Origin of the sequence: Mesorhizobium ciceri biovar biserrulae (genome assembly GCF_001618845.1) — a bacterium.
Classification (GTDB): Bacteria; Pseudomonadota; Alphaproteobacteria; order Rhizobiales; family Rhizobiaceae; genus Mesorhizobium; species Mesorhizobium ciceri.
Genome location: NZ_CP015064.1, coordinates 2,929,374 through 2,951,719 on the forward strand (window position 1 = coordinate 2,929,374; position 22,346 = coordinate 2,951,719).

The 22,346-nt window shown below is 62.2% G+C and carries 20 protein-coding genes; 16 read left to right on the forward strand and 4 right to left on the reverse strand.

Annotated elements, in window-relative coordinates; all coding sequences use genetic code 11:
• Positions 1 to 36 precede the first annotated feature (36 nt).
• Together rpsB and tsf are read left to right on the forward strand one after the other, a co-directional pair.
• Entirely contained in the window at positions 37 to 825 is a 789-nt protein-coding gene (gene rpsB / locus A4R29_RS13510; protein WP_013531765.1) for a 30S ribosomal protein S2, read from the forward strand.
• 109 nt (positions 826 to 934) lie between these two features.
• Positions 935 to 1,855, forward strand: coding sequence for a translation elongation factor Ts (tsf, locus tag A4R29_RS13515; RefSeq protein ID WP_013531764.1), 921 nt, complete (start codon positions 935 to 937; stop codon positions 1,853 to 1,855).
• 34 nt (positions 1,856 to 1,889) lie between these two features.
• Here tsf and A4R29_RS13520 read toward each other — a convergent pair whose 3' ends face one another.
• Positions 1,890 to 2,816: a LysR family transcriptional regulator gene (locus tag A4R29_RS13520; protein ID WP_063172107.1), complete on the reverse strand. Its 927-nt coding sequence runs from the start codon at positions 2,814 to 2,816 to the stop codon at positions 1,890 to 1,892.
• 116 nt (positions 2,817 to 2,932) lie between these two features.
• Here A4R29_RS13520 and A4R29_RS13525 point away from each other — a divergent pair, with 116 nt between their 5' ends.
• The 13 genes from A4R29_RS13525 to lpxB all read left to right on the forward strand — a co-directional run bounded on the left by A4R29_RS13525 (position 2,933) and on the right by lpxB (position 16,038).
• Positions 2,933 to 3,460 (forward strand): nuclear transport factor 2 family protein, encoded by a 528-nt coding sequence (locus tag A4R29_RS13525; RefSeq protein WP_024503351.1) that lies wholly within the window; start codon positions 2,933 to 2,935, stop codon positions 3,458 to 3,460.
• Between the two features lie 37 nt (positions 3,461 to 3,497).
• On the forward strand, positions 3,498 to 4,607 hold the full coding sequence (locus tag A4R29_RS13530; RefSeq protein WP_063172108.1) for an aldo/keto reductase: 1,110 nt from the start codon (positions 3,498 to 3,500) through the stop codon (positions 4,605 to 4,607).
• Between the two features lie 146 nt (positions 4,608 to 4,753).
• Complete coding sequence (pyrH, locus tag A4R29_RS13535) at positions 4,754 to 5,476, forward strand: UMP kinase (protein ID WP_013531760.1); 723 nt, start codon at positions 4,754 to 4,756, stop codon at positions 5,474 to 5,476.
• A gap of 98 nt (positions 5,477 to 5,574) precedes the next feature.
• A complete protein-coding gene (frr, locus tag A4R29_RS13540) occupies positions 5,575 to 6,129 on the forward strand; it encodes a ribosome recycling factor (RefSeq protein WP_013531759.1) in 555 nt (184 codons plus the stop codon).
• A gap of 34 nt (positions 6,130 to 6,163) precedes the next feature.
• Positions 6,164 to 6,898, forward strand: a complete 735-nt coding sequence (locus tag A4R29_RS13545; protein WP_013531758.1) for an isoprenyl transferase — start codon at positions 6,164 to 6,166, stop codon at positions 6,896 to 6,898.
• Complete coding sequence (locus A4R29_RS13550; protein ID WP_063172109.1) at positions 6,895 to 7,710, forward strand: phosphatidate cytidylyltransferase; 816 nt, start codon at positions 6,895 to 6,897, stop codon at positions 7,708 to 7,710. Before A4R29_RS13545 ends, A4R29_RS13550 begins: the two co-directional genes overlap by 4 nt.
• Before the next feature lie 103 nt (positions 7,711 to 7,813).
• Positions 7,814 to 8,956, forward strand: coding sequence for an RIP metalloprotease RseP (gene rseP / locus A4R29_RS13555; RefSeq protein WP_024503348.1), 1,143 nt, complete (start codon positions 7,814 to 7,816; stop codon positions 8,954 to 8,956).
• A 217-nt stretch (positions 8,957 to 9,173) separates the two neighbouring features.
• A complete protein-coding gene (bamA, locus tag A4R29_RS13560; RefSeq protein WP_063172110.1) occupies positions 9,174 to 11,537 on the forward strand; it encodes an outer membrane protein assembly factor BamA in 2,364 nt (787 codons plus the stop codon).
• Between the two features lie 75 nt (positions 11,538 to 11,612).
• Positions 11,613 to 12,671, forward strand: a complete 1,059-nt coding sequence (gene lpxD, locus A4R29_RS13565; protein ID WP_013531754.1) for a UDP-3-O-(3-hydroxymyristoyl)glucosamine N-acyltransferase — start codon at positions 11,613 to 11,615, stop codon at positions 12,669 to 12,671.
• The gene (gene fabZ / locus A4R29_RS13570; RefSeq protein WP_013531753.1) at positions 12,664 to 13,131 is read left to right on the forward strand and encodes a 3-hydroxyacyl-ACP dehydratase FabZ; all 468 of its coding nucleotides are present in this window, start codon (positions 12,664 to 12,666) and stop codon (positions 13,129 to 13,131) included. Before lpxD ends, fabZ begins: the two co-directional genes overlap by 8 nt.
• A 13-nt stretch (positions 13,132 to 13,144) precedes the next feature.
• Positions 13,145 to 13,978: an acyl-ACP--UDP-N-acetylglucosamine O-acyltransferase gene (lpxA, locus tag A4R29_RS13575; protein WP_013531752.1), complete on the forward strand. Its 834-nt coding sequence runs from the start codon at positions 13,145 to 13,147 to the stop codon at positions 13,976 to 13,978.
• Positions 13,950 to 14,867, forward strand: coding sequence for an LpxI family protein (locus A4R29_RS13580; protein WP_013531751.1), 918 nt, complete (start codon positions 13,950 to 13,952; stop codon positions 14,865 to 14,867). The genes lpxA and A4R29_RS13580 overlap by 29 nt, the downstream gene beginning before the upstream one ends.
• Positions 14,860 to 16,038 (forward strand): lipid-A-disaccharide synthase, encoded by a 1,179-nt coding sequence (gene lpxB / locus A4R29_RS13585; protein ID WP_063172111.1) that lies wholly within the window; start codon positions 14,860 to 14,862, stop codon positions 16,036 to 16,038. Before A4R29_RS13580 ends, lpxB begins: the two co-directional genes overlap by 8 nt.
• Before the next feature lie 48 nt (positions 16,039 to 16,086).
• Here lpxB and gltA read toward each other — a convergent pair whose 3' ends face one another.
• Positions 16,087 to 17,412, reverse strand: a complete 1,326-nt coding sequence (gene gltA / locus A4R29_RS13590; RefSeq protein ID WP_063172112.1) for a citrate synthase — start codon at positions 17,410 to 17,412, stop codon at positions 16,087 to 16,089.
• A gap of 184 nt (positions 17,413 to 17,596) precedes the next feature.
• A complete protein-coding gene (gene gltX, locus A4R29_RS13595; protein WP_063173675.1) occupies positions 17,597 to 19,021 on the reverse strand; it encodes a glutamate--tRNA ligase in 1,425 nt (474 codons plus the stop codon).
• 102 nt (positions 19,022 to 19,123) lie between these two features.
• Between gltX and A4R29_RS13600 the strand changes: the two genes are divergently transcribed.
• Positions 19,124 to 21,586, forward strand: coding sequence for a ComEC/Rec2 family competence protein (locus tag A4R29_RS13600; protein ID WP_063172113.1), 2,463 nt, complete (start codon positions 19,124 to 19,126; stop codon positions 21,584 to 21,586).
• Here A4R29_RS13600 and lexA read toward each other — a convergent pair.
• Positions 21,580 to 22,320, reverse strand: coding sequence for a transcriptional repressor LexA (lexA, locus tag A4R29_RS13605; RefSeq protein ID WP_013531746.1), 741 nt, complete (start codon positions 22,318 to 22,320; stop codon positions 21,580 to 21,582). The two genes, A4R29_RS13600 and lexA, sit on opposite strands and share 7 nt — an antisense overlap.
• Positions 22,321 to 22,346: the final 26 nt, after the last annotated feature.

Consider the following 22,346-nt stretch of genomic DNA (forward strand, 5'->3'; position numbering starts at 1 on the left):
CTGTGTCCGTGGAGGCTAACCGGAAAGGAACTTTGAATGGCACTGCCTGATTTCAGCATGCGCCAGCTTTTGGAAGCTGGCATTCACTTCGGCCACCAGACCCATCGCTGGAACCCGAAAATGGCGCCCTACATCTATGGCGCCCGCAACAACATCCACATCATCGACCTCTCGCAGACGGTGCCTTTGCTGCACCAGGCGCTGAAGCAGGTTTCCGACACCGTCGCCAAGGGCGGCCGCGTGCTGTTCGTCGGCACCAAGCGCCAGGCGTCCGACATCGTCGCCGATGCGGCACAGCGTTCGGCCCAGTACTACGTCAACTCGCGTTGGCTCGGCGGCATGCTGACCAACTGGAAGACGATCTCGAATTCGATCCAGCGCCTGCGCAAGCTCGACGAGATGCTGGCCGGCGAGGCGCAAGGGTTGACCAAGAAGGAACGCCTGAACCTCGACCGCGAGCGCGAGAAGCTCGACAAGGCGCTGGGCGGCATCAAGGACATGGGCTCGACGCCCGACCTGATGTTCGTGATCGACACCAACAAGGAAGCGATCGCCATCCTCGAGGCCAAGCGCCTCGGCATTCCGGTCGTCGCCATCATCGATTCGAACTGCGATCCGGACAAGATCGACTTCCCGATCCCCGGCAATGACGACGCGGCCCGCGCCATCCAGCTCTATTGCGATCTGATCGCCAAGGCTGCGATCGACGGCATCGCCCGTCAGCAGGGCGCGCTCGGCGTCGACATCGGCGCTTCGATCGAAGCTCCCGTCGAACCGGCGCTCGACCCGGCTCCGGCCCCGGCTGCAGACGCTCCGGAAGCTTGATAATCGAAGGCCGGTTGCGGCCTTCATCTTTCTCATATTCTGGCACGCTAAACAGACGCACCATCGAATACCGATGGTGCGTCGGTGCATTTAAAACAAAGAGGCGACAATGAGCATTTCGGCTGCACAGGTCAAAGAACTCCGCGACTTGACCGGCGCGGGCATGATGGATTGCAAGGCGGCGTTGACCGAGACCAACGGCAACATGGAAGAGGCCGTCGACTGGCTGCGCAAGAAGGGTATCTCCAAGGCTGACAAGAAGGCTGGCCGCACCGCGGCTGAGGGCCTGATCGGCGTCGACAACGGCGTGCGCGAGGCTGCCGTCGTGGAAGTCAATTCCGAGACCGACTTCGTTGCCCGCAACGCCGCGTTTCAGGAAATCGTCGCCAATGTTGCCAAGGTTGCGCTGGCCTACGGCACGACGGAGGCTGTGGCCGCCGCAAAGTATCCAGGTTCCGACAAGTCGGTTGCCGACACCATCAAGGACGCTGTCGGCACCATCGGCGAAAACATGGGCTTCCGCCGCTCGGCCAAGCTCACCGTCCCGCACGGTGCTGTCGCCACCTACGTCCACAACGCAGTTGCCGATGGTCTTGGCAAGCTCGGCGTTCTGGTCGCGATCGAGACCACGGGCAATGAGCATGCCGCCAATGCCTTTGGCCGCCAGGTTGCCATGCATGTCGCCGCCACCAACCCGCTGGCGCTGACGGCCGAGCAGATCGATCCGGCTGCGGTCGAGCGCGAGAAGGCGATCTTCGCCGATCAGGCGCGCCAGTCCGGCAAGCCGGAAGCGATCATCGAAAAGATGGTCGAAGGCCGCCTACGCAAGTTCTATGAGGAAGTCGTGCTCCTGAAGCAGGCCTTCGTGCTCAATCCCGACATCACTGTCGAGCAGGCACTGAAGGATGCCGAGAAGGAAATCGGCGCTCCGGCCAAGATCTCCGCCTATCTGCGCTTTGCGCTCGGCGAAGGCATTGAAAAGGAAGAGACCGATTTCGCGGCGGAAGTCGCGGCTGCGGTGAAGAAATAATCCTTACAAATAGCCCCTGAAGGGGCTTCTCAGCTCAGGCAACTCGGCCGGGTGTCCGCAAGGATGCCCGGCCGATTTCTTGTGCGGTGTCGATAAAGGCCCTGAGCTTCGGCGCCATTGACGCCCGGCGCGGGAAATAGAGGAATAGCCCCGGTTCCTCGATCGCCGTCTGCGGCAGCACCTGGACCAGGCGGCCCGCGGCAAGATCGGCGCGCGCCAGCGGCTCGAAGACATAGGCAAGCCCGACGCCTGCAAGCGCAAGATCGATTGCTGCGAGCGAGTCCGTCACGACAACGCTGCCCCGCGTCTCCATGGCGATGTCCTTGCCATCCTCGATCAGATCCCAGCGATAGAGCGCACCGGAGCGGACGAGCCGGTAGCCAATACAATTGTGATTCGCCAAATCGGCAACGCTGCTGGGACGGCCGTGCCGTCCGACATAAGCGGGCGAGGCCACGATGACGACGGAGAACGGCGGCGTCAGCCGGACCGCGACCATGTCCTGGGCGATCATCTCGCCAAGCCGGATGCCGGCATCGAAGCCTTCGCCGACGATATCAACCAGACCCTGGTCAGCGAAGACCTCGACCGTAACCTCCGGATAGCGCTCGGCCATCGCGGCGACCACCGGCGTCACCGCCAATGGTATGGCGATGTTGGAGGCGTTGATCCTGAGCAGGCCAGACGGCCTGCCTTTGACGCTGCGGATACGGTCCATCCGCTCGGCAATATCCTGGAGGGCCGGAGCCGCCGTTTCCACCAGCGCCTTGCCGGCCTCGGTGAGCGAAACGCTGCGCGTCGTCCGTGCGAACAAAGGCTGGCCGATCCGCTCTTCGACAATGCGCACCGCATGGCTGACTGCCGAAGGGCTCATGCCGAGTTCGGCGGCGGCAAGCGCAAAGCCGCCGCGTCGGGCCACGGCGACGATCACAGGCAGGTGGGTGAGCAGGTCCCGGTACATTCATGCATGATATCGCATGGTCCATGCGAACAATGCAATCTTATCGATGTCGGCCGAGCGGTCCACATTGCCGGCCGCACGTCGGCGATGGGCTGATGGCATCGAGGAGAAAGAACATGAATGCGTTGAAGCGCGTAACTTTCGCGGCAGGCATGGCGTTGGCGCCGATGGACGCCGGCGGGGCGGAGCCATCAGACTGGCGGGCCCTCGCAGACGAACGCGCGGTCATTCGCATCGCCGATGCCATCGACCGGGCCGTCGACGCCCAGGACTGGAAGCTTGCACGCAGCTATTTCGCGGATCGGGTCACTGCCGATTTCAGCAGCCTTTCCGGACAGCCGGCGGCCAACATCGCTTCCGACGACCTGATTGGCGCCTGGGCGGCCAACCTCAAGGGCAGCAAGACAAGCCTGCATCTGCGCACCAATCACCAGGTCGTTCTCGAGGCGGACACGGCGACTGTCCTGTCGACCGGCTATGCCTGGAACCGGATGGAAGGCAATGGCGACCCGCTTTGGGAGGTCTGGGGCACCTATGAGCATCACCTGACGCGTTTTGCGGATGGCTGGAAGGTCGATGGCTTTGCGTTCCGCATGACACACGAGCGCGGCAATCCCTGGGTCAAGACCACTCCGGGCCAGTGACGCTCGGGCATCTGTCACCAAGCATTGGAAGACGATTATGACCATGACCTACTACACTCTTGGCAACAGCGGCCTCAGGGTCAGCCGGCTGGCGCTGGGCACGATGACTTTCGGCACGGAATGGGGCTGGGGAGCCGACAGGGATACGGCGCGGGCGATGTTCGACGCCTATGTCGAGGCGGGCGGCAATTTCTTCGACACGGCGGATCTCTACACAGACGGCACGGCCGAATCCTGGCTTGGCGAATTCATCGCCGAGCGCGGCTTGCGCGACATGGCGGTGATTGCCAGCAAGTTCACCATGAACATGCAGCCCGGCAATCCGAATGCCGGCGGCAATGGCCGCAAGAACATCATGCGGGCCGTAGATGCTTCGCTGAAACGGTTGGGGACCGACTATATCGATCTCTATCTCATGCATGTCTGGGACAGGCTGACCCCGGCCGAGGAGGTCGTGCGCACGCTGGACGACCTGGTTCGGATGGGCAAGGTGCGCCATGTCGGGCTTTCCGATGTGCCCGCCTGGTATGCGGGCCGCGCACAGGCGATCGCCGAATTGCGCGGATATGAGCCGGTTTCGGCGTTGCAGCTCGAATATTCATTGGCCGAACGCGCGATCGAGAATGAGTTCGTGCCATTCGGCACGCGCCATGGCGCCGGCATCATGGTGTGGAGCCCGCTGGCCAGCGGACTGCTGAGCGGCAAGTATCGGCCGGCTCAGGCCGGAAACGCGGGCCGGCTCGACGGATTTCGCAACTCGACACATCCGGGTTTCCAAAAGTTCACGCAACGCAACTGGGCTATCGTGGCCGAACTCGAGAAGGTCGCATCCGAGATCGGCCGCAGCATGCCTCAGGTCGCGCTCAACTGGGTGGCGACGCAGCCGGGGATCGCGACCGTCATTCTCGGCGCGACGACGCTCAGCCAAATGCAGGACAATCTTGGCGCGCTGGATTTCGAGATTCCGAAAGCGCATCGCGACCGGCTGGAGAGGGTCAGCAGAACTCCAGCGCCGTTTCCCTTTTCCTATTTCGGCTCGCAGATACAGGCGCGCGTCACCGGCGGCGCGACAACCGGCGACAAGCCCTCCAACTACGTGTCACCGGTGCTTATCGAAGGAGAGTCGGCCAGCGTGTCCACCAATTGATTGATGGGAAGGAAACCGGCGAATTTGCCGTTTGGGCGCCGCGTGACATCGCGGCGCCCTTCGTGTATCGGAACGCCATTGTTTCGAGGCGGCGCCTGCGCGAGGGTAGCCACCGGAACGCGCCACATGCAAATGAAGAGGCCCAGATGACGGTGAAGCCCCTCTACCGACGTGTCTTGTTGAAAGCGTCGGGCGAAGCGTTGATGGGCGAGCAGCATTTCGGCATCGACGTTTCAGTGGTGGATCGCATCGCCGGCGACATCGCCGAGGCGCGTGCATTGGGCATCGAGGTCGGTGTCGTCATCGGCGGCGGCAACATCTTTCGCGGCGTGGCCGTTGCCTCCAAGGGCGGCGACCGTGTCACCGGCGACCACATGGGCATGCTTGCCACGGTGATCAACTCGCTGGCGCTGCGCACGTCGTTGAACAAGATCGGCGTCGACGCCGTGGTGCTTTCGGCGATCGCCATGCCCGAACTTTGCGAGAGCTTTTCGCAGCGCCAGGCGACTGCTTACATGAACCAGGGCAAGGTGGTGATCTTCGCCGGCGGCACTGGCAATCCGTTCTTCACCACTGATTCGGCCGCCGCCCTCCGCGCGGCTGAAATCGGCGCCGACGCACTGTTCAAGGGTACTCAGGTCGACGGCGTCTACTCGGCGGACCCGAAGAAGGACCCGAATGCGACGCGTTTCGAGCGCATCAGCCATGGCGAAGTCATAAATCGCGGCCTTTCCATCATGGATACTGCAGCGATTGCACTTGCGCGCGAAAACAACATTCCGATAATCGTCTATTCGATCCACGAAAAAGGTGGTTTCGGCGATATTTTGAGGGGCGGCGGCCGCTGCACGGTCGTCGCGGACGATTGATCGGCGGCCTGGCCCGAAGGGAAACCGGTTTTCGAAGGTCCGATTCGAAGACGGCCCCGAAGCAGTGAGCCCGCATTAGACGGGTCGAGGAGATAAAGATGAGTGGTGAGTACGACGATCTCAAGCGGCGCATGGATGGGGCCATCGCCGCGTTCAAGCATGATCTGGCTTCGCTGCGGACCGGTCGCGCCTCCAGCAATCTGCTTGATGCGATCCAGGTGCAGGCCTATGGCACCACCATGCCGATCAACCAGGTCGCCAACGTCTCGGTGCCGGAGCCGCGCATGATCTCGGTATCGGTATGGGACAAGTCGATGGTCGGCGCGGTCGACCGCGCGATCCGCGAATCCAATCTGGGTTTCAACCCGATCGTGGACGGCACCAACCTCAGGATTCCGCTTCCCGAACTCAACGAACAGCGACGCAAGGAACTGGTCAAGATCTCGCACACCTACGCCGAGAACGCCCGGGTCGCCGCGCGCCATGTGCGCCGCGACGGCATGGACTTCCTGAAGAAGGCGGAGAAGGACGGCGACATCAGCGAGGACGATCAGCGCAAGCGCTCGGACCAGGTTCAGAAACTTACCGACGAGACGATCAGCACCATCGACCACCTGCTTTCCGATAAGGAAGCTGAAATCATGCAGGTTTAGGGTCTTGGCCTCCGGCTGACCCGAAAGCGAGAACATGGCAACGCCCGCGCATGTCGCGATCATCATGGACGGAAACGGACGCTGGGCCAAGGCGCGCGGCTTGCCTCGTCTTGCGGGCCATCGTGCCGGCGTCGAGGCGCTGCGCAAGACGGTGCGCGCAGCACCCGGGCTCGGCATCTCCTACCTGACCGTCTACGCTTTCTCGTCGGAGAACTGGTCGCGGCCGAAATCCGAGGTCAGCGACCTGATGGGCCTTCTGAAAATGTTCATCCGCCGTGACCTCGCCGAACTGCACCAGAGCGGTGTGCGGGTTAGAATCATCGGCGACCGGGCAGGGCTGCAGCCCGATATCAGGGGACTGCTCGACGAGGCCGAAACGCTGACGGCCGCAAATGAATCTCTGACGCTGGTGATCGCCTTCAACTATGGCGGACGCGACGAGATCGTTCGCACGGCGCAAAAGCTCGCTTTGGCCGTGGCGCGTGGCGAACTCGACGCCGAGGCGATATCAGCCGAAAGCTTTGCCGTTGCGCTTGATACGCAAGGCATTCCCGACCCGGAACTGGTCATTCGCACCAGCGGCGAGCTTCGGCTGTCGAATTTCCTCCTGTGGCAGGCCGCCTATAGCGAGCTCGTCTTCCTGCCTTGCTACTGGCCCGACTTCAGCCGCGAGCACCTTGCCGAGGCTTTGCGTGAGTTTGCTGGCCGCGAACGCCGTTTCGGCGGACTTGGAGGCCAGGACGTCGCTTCGCGACCGGCCGCGGGATGAGCAATCTCCAGCTGCGTGTCGTTTCGGCGATCGTGCTCGCCATCATCACTCTCGGTCTGACCTGGATCGGCGGTCTGCCGTTCCGGCTGCTGTGCGCCGTGATATCGGCGGCGATCTTCTATGAATGGACCCGCATGTCGCGCCCGACCGGGGCCACGGGCCTGGGTTTCCTGCCGGAAGCTCTGCTGGTTGTCTTCATTGGCGCCTTGATTGGCGGCCTGGCCGCCTCCTGGCTGCTGCCGCTTGTGGCGGCCATTGTTGCCGCAACGGCGATAGCCGCCTCGCTTCGCAAGACCGGACAATGGGATGCGAGCGGCCTCGCCTATGCCGCGGTTTCAGGCCTGTCGCTCGCCTTGCTGCGCGATGGCGATCGTTCGGGCCTCATTGCCATCCTGTTCCTGTTTGCGGTCGTCTGGGCCACCGATATCCTTGCCTATTTCGTTGGCCGTGCCGTTGGGGGGCCGAAACTGGCGCCCTCTATCTCGCCCGGCAAGACGCGCAGCGGCGCGCTCGGCGGTGCGCTCGGCGGCGTCGTCGCCGGGCTGGTCCTCGCCGTAGCTGCCGGTGTCGGCAATCTGGCATTGCTCGGCCTGGTGGCGCTCGTGCTGTCGATTGTCTCGCAGGCAGGCGACCTGTTTGAATCCTGGGTCAAGCGCCGCCATGGCCGCAAGGACTCAGGCGCGCTCATCCCGGGCCATGGTGGCGTCATGGATCGTGTCGATGGGCTTGTCGCAGCTGCATTCGCCCTATACGTCATCGGCTGGATTTCGGCGAACGCCGATCATCCGGCGCAGGGTCTGTTTCCCGTTTGAGTGGTGTCATTTCAGGTCCTTTGCGCGATGCGCCTTGGATTCGCCCGGATTGGTGTCACAGTCACGGCGCAGTCTGCGCCGTGGAAGAATTTGAGGGTTTGTCTTGAACGAGATTCTTCACGCGCTTTTCAGCACACAAGGCTTTGTCCTCGGCACGCTGGTGCCATTCCTCTTCGTGCTGACCGTGGTCGTGTTCGTCCACGAAATGGGCCATTACCTTGTCGGGCGCTGGTGCGGCATCGGCGTCAGGGCCTTCTCGATCGGCTTCGGCCCGGAACTCTTCGGCTTCAACGACAGCCACGGCACGCGCTGGAAACTGTGTGCGATACCGCTTGGCGGCTATGTCAAATTCGTCGGCGACATGAACGCCACATCGAGCCAGCCGACGTCGGAAGAAATTGAAACGCTGACCGCGGAAGAGCGCAAGGTCGCCTTCCACACGCAGCCGATCTGGAAGCGCGCGGCAACGGTGGTGGCCGGACCGCTGTTCAATTTCCTGCTGACGATCGTTGTCTTTTCCGTGCTGTTCACCGCCTATGGCCGCTATGTCGCCGAGCCCATGGTGGCCGAGGTGACCGCCGACAGCCCGGCGGCGAAGGCCGGCATCCTTCCCGGCGACCGATTCGTCAGCGTCGACGGCAACAAGGTCGAAACCTTTGGCGACGTCCAACGCCTGGTCTCGGGCCGTGCGGACGACGCAATCACTTTCGTCATGCTGCGCGACGGCCGGGAGGTCACTGTGACCGCGGCACCGCGGCTGATGGAACAGGAAGACGCGCTCGGCAACAAGGTCAAGGTCGCTGTAATCGGTGTCGTCAACAACAAGGAACTCGGCCAGCCACGGCTCATCACCTACACGCCTGTTGGAGCTGTCGCGGCAGCGGTCGAGGAAACCGGTCACGTCATCCAGCGCACCGGCCAGTTCCTGCAGCGCTTTGTTGTCGGGCGCGAAGACAAATGTCAGCTGGGCGGTCCGGTGAAGATCGCCGACATGGCGGGCAGGGCTGCGAAACTGGGATTCGAATGGCTCGTGCAGCTGGTTGCACTGCTATCCGTTGGCATCGGAATTCTGAACCTTTTGCCGATTCCCCCCCTCGACGGCGGTCACCTCTTGTTCTACGGGGTGGAGGCTGTCATTCGCCGTCCGGTGTCGGAACGGATGATGGAAATGGCCTATCGGGCCGGGTTGCTTCTGGTGCTGTGCTTCATGGGGTTCGTTTTTTGGAACGATCTGTTTGGGTGCTGAAATCATGAAGAAATTTGGCTTCTGCATGGACGATGTTGAGACGCCGTTTACCATGCAAGGGGATATGAGTGACGCGAAAGCCACGCCGCAGGGTTAAGTAAATACAAATTAACCAGAAGCCTTGCGTGTAGGGAAAATCCGGTTAATACGGTAGGGGAAATTACCGCACGTCCGGTTTTCTCGCCGTGGGGACTACGAGAAAAGGTTATTAAGCCCGATGAAGGCAGCATCCAAGTTTCTAAGCGCCGCGTCCGCGGTGACCCTGTCCGCGGCCATGGTCGTGCCAGGCGCGCTCGCAGTGCAGTTCGTTGCCACATCGGCGGCTGAAGCCGCTGTCGTCAGCAGAGTCGAAGTAAGCGGCAACCAGCGTATCGACGCTGAGACCATCCGTAATTACATCACCATCAAGCCGGGCAAGGCTTTCTCCAGTTCCGATATCGACGGTGCGGTCAAGGCACTGTTTGGCACCGGGCTGTTTTCGGACGTGCAGATTAACCAGGTCGGCCCGACGCTGGTTGTCAAGGTTGCCGAGTACCAGGTTGTCAACCAGGTGCTGTTCCAGAACAACAAGAAGCTCAAGGACAATGCGCTCGCGGCGGCGGTGCAGCTGAAGCCGCGCGGAACGTTCTCGCAGGCGACGCTCGATGCCGACGTGGAATCGGTCAAGGCTGCCTACAAGCGCATTGGTCGCGACGACGTGACCGTGACCACGCAGGTCATGCAGCTTGGCGACAATCGCGTGAATGTGGTCTTCAACATTGCCGAAGGCGATCGCACGCAGATCGCGGCGATCAATTTCGTCGGCAACAGCGCCTATTCCAGCCGCCGCCTGTCGGATATCATCAACACCAAGCGTTCGTCCTGGGTTTCCTTCATCCTGCGCGACGACGTCTACGACGATGACAAGCTGCGCGCGGACCAGGAGCTGCTGCGCCGCTTCTACTACAATCACGGCTATGCCGACTTCCAGGTCGTGTCCGCTGTCGGCGAGCTCGACAGCGCGACGAACAAGTACACGGTCACCATCACCGTCCAGGAAGGCGACCGCTACACGTTCGGCGATGTCAGCGTCGAGAGCACGATCCCTGAAGTCGACGGCAAGTCGCTGGAATCGGTGATCGAGACCCACAAGGGTGACGTCTACAACGCCAAGAACGTCGAGGATTCCATCATCGCGCTGACCGAGAAGGTGGCCGGTTCCGGCTATGCCTTCGCGCAGGTCACGCCGCGCGGCGACCGCAATTTCGAGAACCACACCATTTCGGTGGTCTATACGATCGACCAGGGCACCAAGGCCTATATCGAGCGCATCGAGATCCGCGGCAACGATCGCACGCGTGACTATGTCATTCGCCGTGAGTTCGACGTCAGCGAAGGCGACGCCTTCAACCAGGTGCTCATCCAGCGTGCGAAAAAGCGCCTGGAAAACCTGAATTATTTTGAGAAAGTCGACATCTCGACCGTGCCGGGCTCTCAGCCCGACCAGGTCGTTCTGGTGGTCGATGTGGTCGAGAAATCGACCGGTGAGTTCTCGGTGGGCGCTGGTTATTCGACCGGTGGCGACACGGCCGGTCCGTCGGTCGAAGGCTCGGTGACCGAGCGCAACTTCCTCGGCCGCGGTCAGTTCATCAAGCTGTCTGCGGGCGGCGGCAAGAATTCACGCGACTACAGCCTGTCCTTCACCGAGCCTTATTTCCTCGGACGGCGCATCGCCGCCGGTTTCGACATCTTCAAGTCGACGCGGGAATACAACAACAACTATGACAGCGATACCACGGGCGCGACGATCCGTTTCGGCCTGCCGATCACCGACAGCATCTCGACCCAGTTGGCGTACAACATCTCGCAGGAAAAATATAAAGTTGACGACGGCTGCAATCCCACCGATTCAGATCCCAGCGGTACCTGCGATATCTCAACCGCAATCCTTGATGGCATCGAACAAAGCCCCTGGATCAAATCGTCGGTCAGCCTGGGACTGGTCTATAATACCATCGATGACATGAAGAACCCGCACGAGGGCATCTACGCCACCACGACGGTAGAGGTCGCGGGCCTCGGTGGTGATGCCAAGTTCGTGAAGGTCACGGGGCGCGGCAGCGTCTATCAGACGTTGTCCGAGTCGCTTGATCTTGTCGGCCTTGTTTCGGGCGGCGCCGGTCATGTCGAGGGTTATGGCAGTGACGGCCTGCGTATCTTCGATCAGTTCCAGAGCACGGACCGCATGATCCGTGGTTTCGCCTATGGCGGTATCGGGCCTGTGGATCCTCTCACGGGTGACCATCTCGGCGGCACGACCTACTTCAATGCCTCTGCTGAAGCCCAGTTCCCGCTGCCAGTCGTTCCGGAAAGCTTCGGCCTTCGCGGTGCTGTGTTTGCTGACGCGGCGACTCTCTATGGCAGCAAGGTTACGAGCGTTGCTCAGGAGTCAACGGACATGCAGCTGCGTGCCTCTGTCGGCGTTGGTCTGATGTGGGCGTCGCCGTTCGGTCCGATCCGTATCGACTATGCGATCCCGGTCAAGAAGGAAGCGCGCGACGACGTGCAGGAATTCAACTTCGGCATATCGACCCGCTTCTGATCGGCGGCCAACGATGCTCCCGGGTCTTCAGGGTCCGGGAGAAATGTTCCGACCTAGCTGGATATAGCTTCTGGAATGACCGATCCGGTGTTCTTCGCGCCATCACGCCGGTATACGGCGGGCGAAGTCGCGAATCTGACCGGCTCGGTGCTTGTCGATTCCGGCCACTCCAATATTTCGATCGAAGCACTCGCGCCGGCCAGCGAGGGCGGCGAGAATGCGCTCGTCTTTGTCGACGGCAAGCGTAATTCCGCGCTGATGCCGTCGCTGCGGGCTGCCGCGGTCCTGTGCCCGGCGGAATTTGCCGGCAAGGCGCCGGCAAGCGTTGCCGTTCTCATTCATCCGCGCCCGCAACAGGCCTTTGCGCTGATCGGGCGTCTGCTGTTTCCGAGGGCGGCGACACCAGGGCCGATGACCAGTGAAACCGGCGTCTCGCCGCACGCTCATGTCGATGCGACCGCGCATGTCGAAGCCGGTGCCGTCATCGAGGCCGGCGCGGTTATCGGGCCAGGCGCTTCGATCGGCAGCGGTACTGTCATCGCCCCGAATGCGGTCATCGGACAATCCTGCCAGATCGGCCGCGACGGCTATGTCGGTCCGGGCGCCAGCATCCAGTATGCCTTGATCGGCAATCGCGTCATCATTCATGGCGGCGCCAGGATAGGCCAGGATGGTTTTGGCTTCGTCGGCGGGGCCAAGGGTCCCGAACGCGTGCCGCAGATCGGTCGTGTCGTTATCCAGGACGACGTCGAGATCGGCTCCAACACCACCGTCGATCGCGGCGCCATGTCCGATACGATCATCGGCCAAGGCACCAAGATCGACAATCTCGTGCAGATCGCCCATAACGTCCGCATCGGCCGCAATTGCATAATAGCCGGGCTTTCGGGTATTTCGGGTTCTGTGGTCGTGGGTGACAATGTCACCATGGGCGGCGGCGTGGGGCTTGCGGATCACCTGACCATAGGGACAGGGGCCAAGCTTGCCGCCAGAAGTGGATTTATGAGCAATGTCCCTGCAGGCGAGATCTGGGGCGGCTATCCGGCACAGCCGATGGCGGAAGCCATGCGGGAGATAGCCATGCTGCGCAAGCTCGCCAGGACCCGCAAACAGGGCGAGGGAGGCAATGGCTGACATGATCGCGTCGACGACGCTGGAAGCGGTCGACATCATGGGGCTGATGAAGCTCCTGCCGCACCGCTATCCGTTCCTGATGATCGATCGTATCGTCGACATCGATGGCGACGAATCCGCCATCGGCATCAAGAACGTGACCATAAACGAGCCGCATTTTCAGGGCCATTTCCCTGAGCAGCCGGTCATGCCGGGTGTGCTCATCGTTGAGGCGATGGCGCAGACGGCCGGCGCCATCTGTATCCGCAGCCTGGGTACCGAAAAGCCGTCGCTGGTCTATTTCCTGACCATCGACAACGCCAAATTCCGCAAACCGGTGGTTCCCGGCGACCAGTTGAAGATCTATGTCAAGAAAATCAAGAAACGCGGCAACCTGCTCAAATTCGCTTGTGAAGCCATGGTCGACGGCGCCAAGGCGGCCGAGGCCGAGATTTCAGCCATGATGGTCACCAGCGACTGACGATCGAGTGCTTATGAAAATCAAGACATCCATCCATGCTTCCTCCATTGTCGAGGAAGGCGCCAAAATCGGCCAAGGTGTGCGCATCGGGCCGTTCTGCCATGTCGGCGCCGATGTGGTGATCGGCGACGACGTCGAACTGGTCAGTCATGTCTCGGTGATGGGCGCGACGTCGATCGGCGCCTCGACCAAGGTCTACCCGATGGCGACATTGGGCGCGCCGCCGCAGAACACAAAGCACAAGGGCGGCCGAACCACCCTGGTCATCGGCAGGAACTGCACGATCCGCGAAGGCGTGACCATGCATCTCGGTACCGATTCCAGCCGCGGTGAGACGACGGTTGGCGACAACGGCAATTTCCTCGCCTACGCCCATATCGCCCATGATTGCGTCGTCGGCAACAATGCGACGTTCGCCAATGGCGCAACGCTGGGCGGCCACTGCGAGGTCGGTAACAACGTCTATATCGGCGGCCTGACCGCAGTGCATCAGTTTGTCCGCATCGGCGACAACGCCTTTCTGGGCGGCTGCTCCGCGATCGTCGGCGATGTCATCCCCTTCGCCATAGCGGTCGGCAACCGCGCCAGTTTGCGCGGTCTCAACATCATCGGGCTCAAGCGCTCCGGCCTGCCGAGGTCCGAAATCCTTGTGCTGCGCAAAGCTTACAGGATGATCTTCGATCGTTCCCGCACTGTTGGCGAGAACATCGAGTTCGCCAAGGCGGAGTTCGCGTCGTCGCCGACCGCCATGAAGATCATCGATTTCATCACCAGTCGCGGCAAGCGGCACTATGCTGTGCCGTCGCTCAAGGGCGGCGATGGCGACGATGTCGATGACGAAGACTGAGACAGCGGCAGCGCGTCTTGATCTTCCGCCGGGCTCCAGGGTCGGCATCATTGCCGGCGGCGGCAGTCTGCCGGTCGAAGTCGCGGCCGGTTCGGCTGAACAAGGCTATCCGCCCTTCGTCATCCTGATGGAAGGCGAGGTCGACCGCATCGCGGAGCTCTCCCGATACGATCATGAAAGCCTCGCTCTGGAAGGTATAGGCTCGCTGGTCCCATTGCTACGGCGGCACCGGATCACCCATCTGGTGCTTGCAGGCGAGATCAAGCGCCGGCCGCGATTGCTTGCGCTGCGCCCCAGTCTCAGCCTGCTCGCGGTAATTCCGCTGGTCGTCATGGCGCTCGCGCGCGGCGACGATGGCCTGCTGAAGGTCTTGGCGAGGGGCCTCGAAGCCCGTGGAATAAAAGTTGTCGGCGCCCATGAAGTCGTGCCGAGCCTTGTCGCCGCCGAAGGCGTCCTGACCAACGCCGCGCCACAAAAGTCGGACTGGCGTGACATCGAGGCAGGCCTTGACGCAGCAAAGGCCATCGGGGCGCTGGACATCGGCCAGGCCGCGATCGCCATCGGTGGCCGGACCATTGCGCTGGAAGGCATCGAAGGAACAGCCGGATTGCTTGAGCGGGCAAAGCTTTTACGCGGCCACGGCCGTATTGCGGGCAAGACCCGCGGCGTCCTGGTCAAGTGCGCCAAGCCTGGCCAGGAACTGCGAGCGGATCTTCCGTCCATCGGCCTGCAGACGGTCGAAGCAGCGCATGCAGCCGAGCTTGCCGGGATTGCCGTCGAGGCGGGACGTTCGCTGGTTCTCGAAGGTCCTGAAACCATCGCGCGCGCCAACGCACTCGGCCTGTTCGTCATTGGCCTGCCTGCCACGACGGAGCCGCACAGTGGCTGACAGGGCATTGAAGATCGCGATTGTTGCCGGCGAGGAGTCCGGCGACCTGCTCGGCGCCGACATAGTACGCTCGCTCAGGCAGGCGGCCGGGCGCGAGGTGCAACTCGTCGGCCTCGGCGGCCGTCATTTGCAGACGCTGGGACTGGTCTCGCCATTCGATGCCGGTGAGATCGCCCTCATGGGGTTCAGTGCCGTCCTGCGCGACCTTCCGCGCCTGATGCGGCGGATCAGCCAACTGGCCAAGACCGTTGCCGACGAAAATCCGGATTGCCTCGTCACCATTGACAGTCCGGACTTTTCGTTGCGCGTCGCCAAAAAGGTGCGTGCGGCCAACCCGTCGATTCCGATCATCCACTATGTCTGCCCGAGCGTGTGGGCGTGGCGGCCGGGCAGGGCGGTCGCGATGAAGCCCTATGTCGACCACATCCTCTGCATCCTGCCTTTCGAGGTTAAGGAGTTGGAGCGGCTCGGCGGGCCACCGGGCACCTATGTTGGGCATCGCCTGACGCACGATGCGGGCTTGCTTGCTGCAGCCAAGGCGCAGGAGCTGCCACGCGACCTTTCTCCTGATCGTGTCAAAACCCTGCTCGTCCTGCCCGGTTCGCGGCGTGGCGAGGTACGGCGGCTGCTCGACCCGTTCGGCGAGACGGTGTCAATCCTGCGCGCGCGCGGCCACCGCCTGCGGCTGCTGCTGCCGACCGTCCCGCATGTCGCCGACCTCGTCAAATCTTCCGTCAACCGCTGGGATGAAAAGCCTGAGATCATCGTCGAGCCCCAGCGCAAATGGCAGGCTTTCGGCAGGGCCGATGCGGCGCTGATCGCGTCCGGGACGGTATCGCTGGAACTGGCGCTGGCCGGCGTGCCGATGATTTCCTGCTACAGGCTCGACCCGGTCGCGCGCATCTTGGCGCCGTACCTCGTTTCCGTCTGGTCGGCGCTGCTGCCCAATCTGATATCGGATCGAGCGCTTATTCCCGAATTCTACGACGGCTATATCAAGCCGAACAATCTTGCCCGGCAATTGGAGGCACTGTTCGCCGACAGCGGCATGCGTGCCTGGCAGAAGGATGGATTTGCAGAGATCAGGCGGCGCATGGCTACGGGCAGACCGTCCGGCGAGATCGCCGCGCAGGTGGTGATGCGGTATGTCAAGAGAGTGAGTAGTCAGTAATCAGTAGAAATGGTCGACTTCACTACTCACTACTCACTATTTCCTAATTCACCGCTTTGCGATCGGCACGTAATCCCGCTCCGGTGCACCGGTATAGAGCTGGCGCGGGCGGCCGATCTTCTGGCGCGGATCCTCGATCATCTCTTTCCACTGGGCGATCCAGCCGACGGTGCGGGCGACCGCGAACAGCACGGTGAACATGGTGGTGGGGAAGCCCAGCGCCTTCAGCGTAATGCCGGAATAGAAGTCGACATTCGGGTAGAGCTTCTTCTCGATGAAATAGGAATCGGTCAGCGCGATCTTTTCCAGCTCCATGGCGATGTCGAGCAGCGGATCGTCCTTGATGCCGAGCTCGCCCAGAACCTCATGTGCCGTCTTCTGCATGATCTTGGCGCGCGGATCGTAGTTCTTGTAGACGCGGTGGCCGAACCCCATCAAGCGGAACGGGTCGTCCTTGTCCTTGGCGCGGGCGATGAATTCGGGGATGTGATCGACATGGCCGATCTCGCCAAGCATGTTGAGCGCCGCTTCATTGGCGCCGCCATGCGCGGGTCCCCACAGGCAGGCTATGCCGGCGGCGATGCACGCAAACGGGTTGGCGCCCGACGAGCCGGCGAGGCGAACGGTCGAGGTCGAGGCATTCTGCTCGTGGTCGGCGTGCAGGATGAAGATGCGTTCCATGGCGCGCGCCAGCACCGGGTTGATCTTGTATTCCTCGCAAGGCACGGCAAAGCACATATGCAGGAAGTTGGCGGCAAAGTTCAGCTCGTTCTTCGGGTAAATGAAGGGCTGGCCGATGTGGTATTTGTAGGCCATCGCCGCGATCGTCGGCATCTTGGCGATCAGCCGCATGGAGGCAACCATGCGCTGGTAGGGGTCGGAAATGTCGGTGGAGTCGTGATAGAAGGCCGACAGCGCGCCGACCACGCCGCACATCACCGCCATCGGATGCGCGTCGCGGCGGAAGCCGGTGAAAAAGCGCGACATCTGCTCATGCACCATGGTGTGGCGCGTCACGCGGTAATCGAAATCGTCCTTCTGCGCCTTGGTCGGCAATTCACCGTAGAGCAGGAGATAGCAGACCTCGAGGAAGTCGCCATGTTCGGCCAACTGGTCGATCGGATAGCCGCGGTGCAACAGGATGCCGGCGTCGCCGTCGATGAAGGTGATTTCGGACTCGCAGCTTGCCGTCGAGGTGAAGCCGGGATCGTAGGTGAAAGCGCCGGTGGTTGAGTAGAGCGAGGCGATGTCGATCACATTAGGCCCGACCGAACCGCTTCGCACCTTGAATTCATGGGTCTTGCCGGCGAATTCAAGCGTTGCGGTGGCCTCTTGGGTCTTGCCCAAATCCAGTTTTTTCGCAGCTTCGGTCATTGCAAACTCCTTCTTGTTTCCTCATGCCGGCAAAGGCAAATTTCGCAGAGCGACACGTCGAAAATCACCGCAATGCGCGTATTCGCCACCGCATTTCAGGAGGTGCGTGCCAGATTGGGCCAAGGCCTAATGTTGCACTGCGAAACCCGCCTTTCAATGCCAATCTTCTTGGGCCAGTTTGCTCCTAATCGATTTGATCTGAGATGCGCGCCAGGCTTTCCTCGCGGCCGAGCACGGCGAGCACATCGAACACGCCCGGCGAGGTGCTTTTGCCGGTCAAAGCGGCGCGCAAAGGCTGGGCCACTGCGCCGAGCTTGTGGCTGCCGGCCGCCGCCACCTCGCGGATCGCCGCCTCCGCCGAGGCGGCTGTCCAGTCATCCGCAAGCCCGTTCAAAGCTTCGTGAGCACTGCGCAGGATCTTGCGGGCGTCATCGGTGAGCAGAAGGGCCGCCTTGTCGTCGATCGGCAGCGGTCGGGTGGCAAACAGGAAAGCCGCGCCGTCGACGAGCTCCACCAGCGTCTTGGCGCGCTCCTTCAGGCCCGGAAGCGCTGCCAGCAACTGCGCCTTGGTGCTGTCGTTCAGGCGTGCGGCGATCGCCGGGCCACCTTCGAGGTAGGGCAGGGTGGCGATGAAGATGTCGAACAGTTCGGCATCGCTCATGCGGCGCATATGCGCGCCGTTGATTGCCTCCAGCTTGGCGAAGTCGAAGCGCGCCGCGCCCTTGTTGACGTCGCCGATGTCGAACCAGGAAATCATGTCCTTGATCGACATGATCTCGTCGTCGCCATGGCTCCAGCCGAGACGCGCCAGGTAGTTGAGCAGCGCCTCCGGCAGGTAGCCCATGGCGCGATAAGCCTCGACGCCAAGCGCGCCGTGCCGCTTCGATAGCTTGGCGCCATCGGCGCCGTGGATCAGCGGGATATGCGACATGGACGGCACGTTCCAGCCCATGGCGTTGTAGATCACGGTCTGGCGAGCGGCGTTGGTCAGATGATCATCGCCGCGAATGATATGGGTGACGCCCATATCATGATCATCGACGACGACGGCATGCATGTAAGTGGGATTGCCGTCAGAACGCAGGATGATGAAATCGTCGAGATCCTTGTTGGGAAAGCGCACGTCGCCCTGGACCCGGTCATGGACGACGGTCTCGCCTTCGGTCGGCGCCTTGATGCGGATGGCGCCCTTGGCGCCTGCGGGTGCCTCTGAGGGGTCGCGGTCGCGCCAGCGGCCATCATAGCGGGGTGGCAGCCCTTTGGCTCTGGCGGCCTCGCGCATGGCCTCCAGTTCGGCTGGCGTGGCGTAGCAATAATAGGCCTTGCCGATGCGCACGAGCTCCTCGGCCACCTCGCGGTGGCGCGGCGCACGCTCGAACTGCGACACCGGCTCGCCGTCCCAGCTCAGGCCAAGCCAGGAAAGCCCGTCGAGGATAGCAGCCGTCGCGGCTTCATTGGAGCGTTCGCGATCGGTGTCCTCGATGCGCAGCAGCATCGTGCCGCCGGTATGCTTTGCATACAGCCAGTTGAACAGCGCCGTGCGCGCGCCGCCTATGTGCAAATAGCCGGTGGGCGAGGGGGCAAAACGGGTGACGACCTTGTCGGACATGGAACTCTCGGAAACCATCTGAAGCGGGGTGCGGTCGCGCGGACTTTCGCGCTTTGCGCGTTCATGTAGCATAGGGTGTCGAGGGCGCAAGGGGCAGACCCGATGGCTGGACGAGGCTGGGGCTCGGATCAGGGCGAGGACGCTGCCATTGGCGTCAGCGAACGGTCCCTGTTTGCGCCTCTGCCAGCCTCATTGCCGCCGCCGTCGCCCCTCGTGCCGGATTACGGCAAGCTGCCCTTGCAAACGGGTATCGCCGCCTCTGTTCCTGTTGCCGAAACCGGCAGGATCGTGCGCGTGCGCCGGCAGATCGGCCTGATATCACTGCCTCGCCTGCGCCACAGCGTGAACACGGCGGCGAGCCTGGAACTCGACCGGGGCGTGGCCTTCCTGCTGGTACCGGTCTGCCTTGCGATCGGAGCGATCGGCTATTTTTCGCTGACGGCTGAACCCGACTTTGCGAGACCTGTCGCGGTTGTCATCTTGACGGGGATCTGTGCGCTGGTCTCGCGCTCATGGCCAAAGACCCATCTGTGTTTCATGGCGGCGCTTTTGTGCGCCCTAGGACTGCTTGCTGCCAAGGTCGAGACGTGGCGTGCGGGCACACAAATGTTGGGCTCGGAAATCTCGACGCAGGTGACCGGCCGCGTCGTCTCGCTCGACCGGATGGAAACTGGCCGTATCCGGCTGACCATCGACGTGACATCGACCGCAAGACCGAAACTGCGCTATGCGCCGGAACGGGTGCGGCTTTCGGCACGCAAGATCCCGGCTGACGTGACCGCAGGCTCCCTCATCACTGGATATGCCAAGCTTTTGCCGCCGACCGGGCCGGTGCGGCCGGACAGCTATGATTTCTCCTTCGACAGCTATTTTGCCGGCATCGGCGGCAGCGGGTTCTTTCTCGGCAACCCCAAGCTTGTCGTCAGCGATGATGGCGACATGCCGCTGTCGGCCCGAATTTCCTCCAGCGTGGAAAATGCCCGTGAAGGCATTGCCGACCATATCAGGGCGAGCGTCGGCGGCGCCGAAGGCGAGATCGCCGCGGCGCTGATCGTCGGCGTGCGCGCCGGCATTCCCGATGACATCAATGAGGCGATGCGACGTACCGGCATCTACCACATCATCTCCATTTCGGGACTGCACATGGCTCTGGTCGCCGGCACCATCATGGGGTTGCTGCGCGGCGCCTTCGCCTTGTTTCCCGATTTTTCCGCGCGTCGCCCGGTCAAGAAGTATGCCGCTGCCGCCGCACTGTTCTCGATCGCAGCCTACCTCGTCATCTCAGGTATCGTCGTCGCCGCCGAGCGCAGCTTCATCATGCTGGCAGTGATGCTGATTGCAGTTCTGTTCGATCGAGCAGCACTCACCATGCGCAATCTGGCGATCTCGGCGATCGCCGTCATCGTGGTGTCGCCGCATGAGGTGGTCGGCCCGAGTTTTCAAATGTCGTTCGCCGCGACCGCGGCTCTGGTCGGCGCTTATGCCGGCTGGGCGGATCACCGCGCGGGAAAAGCAAGACCGCCGCCGCCGAAGCGATCCTTGCCCGGGTTCCTGACACGAAAATTCCTGCTGGCGGCAATCGGTCTGGCCATGACCTCGATCATCGCCGGCAGCGCCACGACGCTGTTTGCCATCTGGCATTTTCAGCGTGTGTCGCCGCTCAGCCTGTTCGCCAATCTCGCGGTTATGCCGATCGTCACCGTCGTCATGTTCCTGGCCGTCGCCAGCGCGCTGCTGATGCCTTTCGGATTGGATTGGCCAGCTCTCTACCTGATGGGCAAGGGCCTGACGATGATGATCGCCATATCGGGCTGGATCTCCGAGCGTTCGCCTGTCGATGGGGTCGGGTTGATTTCGCAGCAGTCGGTCCTGCTGGTGGCCATTGCCCTGGTCATCGCGACGATGGCGACGACATGGCTGCGGCTCGCGGCTCTGCCATTCGCGTTGGCAGGCTTGCTGACCGTCTCGGATACGCGCACGCCCGATGTGCTGATCTCAGAAGACGCCCGGCTGGTGGCGTTGCCGATCGGTGGCGGTGAGCTTGCCGTCAGCCGGCAACGGCCGAACGAATTCACCGTCGACAACTGGAAACGCGCGCTGACATCGGAAACCATCGTCGTTCCGGAAGTGTTCGACAACAGCGATGGGCAATTCGACGTCGCGGATGCCGTTGAGCTACCGCCGGGATCGCCGTTCTATTGCTCCTCAGGCGTTTGCGTGGCCAGGCACATGTCCGGTGCGATCATTGCCTATGTCGAGGACCGCAAGGACACCTGGAAAGCCTGCGGCTTCGCCGAACTGATCGTCGTCAAGGACGCCACCGCCTATGACGCCTGTCACAACCCGCTGGTTCTCGTCATCACCAAGCGGCAACTGGCTCGCAAAGGCAGTGCCGCGGTCTTCTTCGATCGCCAATCGGCGACCACGCCGGCGACGATCAGCTTCGCGGTGGACAGCCCATATCGGCCCTGGCACACGCAACGCAGATACTCTCGCGAGGCGAGGGGGCTGGCACCCTTCAAGAAACCCGAGAAGCCAGTGGTCAACCCACAGCCGTCTCAGTAGCGACGGATCAGGCCGACGAGCTTGCCTTGCACCTTGACCCTGTCCGGCCCGAAAATCCGTGTCTCATAGGCTGGATTGGCGGCTTCGAGGGCAATCGAGGCGCCCTTGCGGCGGAACCGCTTCAGCGTCGCTTCCTCTTCATCGACCAGCGCCACGATGATCTCGCCGGGGCTGGCCGTGTCGGCGTTACGGATGATAACGGTGTCGCCGTCGAAGATGCCGGCCTCGATCATCGAATCGCCCTTGACCTCCAGCGCATAGTGCGCGCCGCCCATGATCATGTCCGGCGGCACCGAAATCGAATGCGTCTGATGCTGGATGGCATCGATCGGCACGCCGGCGGCGATGCGACCCATGACCGGGATCGAAACGGCAGAGACCGCATCGTCGTCATTGCCGGGCGAAGGCATCCGCGAAGGCGCCGGCTTGATCTGCCGGCCAAGAGCACCACCCTGACCAAGACTGCCCTGGATGACGCTTGGCGAAAACTTCTTTGCCGCATTGAGGCCTGGCGCGATCGAGTCCGGCAGCCGCAGCACTTCCAGCGCGCGGGCCCGATTGGGCAGCCGGCGGATAAAGCCGCGCTCCTCAAGGGCCGTGATCAGCCGATGAATCCCGGATTTGGAGGCAAGGTCGAGCGCCTCCTTCATTTCGTCGAAGGATGGCGGAATGCCGCTCTCCTTCAGGCGTTCATGGATGAACATCAGCAGTTCATGTTGCTTGCGTGTCAGCATGGCGGCCCCCAGGTTCCCTGAAACCA

Bases quoted from the DNA above. Each gene is read 5' to 3' on its own strand.
- rpsB (WP_013531765.1), top strand. From the start codon at position 37: ATGGCACTGCCTGATTTCAGCATGCGCCAGCTTTTGGAAGCTGGCATT.
- tsf (WP_013531764.1), top strand. From the start codon at position 935: ATGAGCATTTCGGCTGCACAGGTCAAAGAACTCCGCGACTTGACCGGC.
- A4R29_RS13520 (WP_063172107.1), bottom strand. From the start codon at position 2,816: ATGTACCGGGACCTGCTCACCCACCTGCCTGTGATCGTCGCCGTGGCC.
- A4R29_RS13525 (WP_024503351.1), top strand. From the start codon at position 2,933: ATGAATGCGTTGAAGCGCGTAACTTTCGCGGCAGGCATGGCGTTGGCG.
- A4R29_RS13530 (WP_063172108.1), top strand. From the start codon at position 3,498: ATGACCATGACCTACTACACTCTTGGCAACAGCGGCCTCAGGGTCAGC.
- pyrH (WP_013531760.1), top strand. From the start codon at position 4,754: ATGACGGTGAAGCCCCTCTACCGACGTGTCTTGTTGAAAGCGTCGGGC.
- frr (WP_013531759.1), top strand. From the start codon at position 5,575: ATGAGTGGTGAGTACGACGATCTCAAGCGGCGCATGGATGGGGCCATC.
- A4R29_RS13545 (WP_013531758.1), top strand. From the start codon at position 6,164: ATGGCAACGCCCGCGCATGTCGCGATCATCATGGACGGAAACGGACGC.
- A4R29_RS13550 (WP_063172109.1), top strand. From the start codon at position 6,895: ATGAGCAATCTCCAGCTGCGTGTCGTTTCGGCGATCGTGCTCGCCATC.
- bamA (WP_063172110.1), top strand. From the start codon at position 9,174: ATGAAGGCAGCATCCAAGTTTCTAAGCGCCGCGTCCGCGGTGACCCTG.
- lpxD (WP_013531754.1), top strand. From the start codon at position 11,613: ATGACCGATCCGGTGTTCTTCGCGCCATCACGCCGGTATACGGCGGGC.
- fabZ (WP_013531753.1), top strand. From the start codon at position 12,664: ATGGCTGACATGATCGCGTCGACGACGCTGGAAGCGGTCGACATCATG.
- lpxA (WP_013531752.1), top strand. From the start codon at position 13,145: ATGAAAATCAAGACATCCATCCATGCTTCCTCCATTGTCGAGGAAGGC.
- A4R29_RS13580 (WP_013531751.1), top strand. From the start codon at position 13,950: ATGGCGACGATGTCGATGACGAAGACTGAGACAGCGGCAGCGCGTCTT.
- gltA (WP_063172112.1), bottom strand. From the start codon at position 17,412: ATGACCGAAGCTGCGAAAAAACTGGATTTGGGCAAGACCCAAGAGGCC.
- gltX (WP_063173675.1), bottom strand. From the start codon at position 19,021: ATGTCCGACAAGGTCGTCACCCGTTTTGCCCCCTCGCCCACCGGCTAT.
- A4R29_RS13600 (WP_063172113.1), top strand. From the start codon at position 19,124: ATGGCTGGACGAGGCTGGGGCTCGGATCAGGGCGAGGACGCTGCCATT.
- lexA (WP_013531746.1), bottom strand. From the start codon at position 22,320: ATGCTGACACGCAAGCAACATGAACTGCTGATGTTCATCCATGAACGC.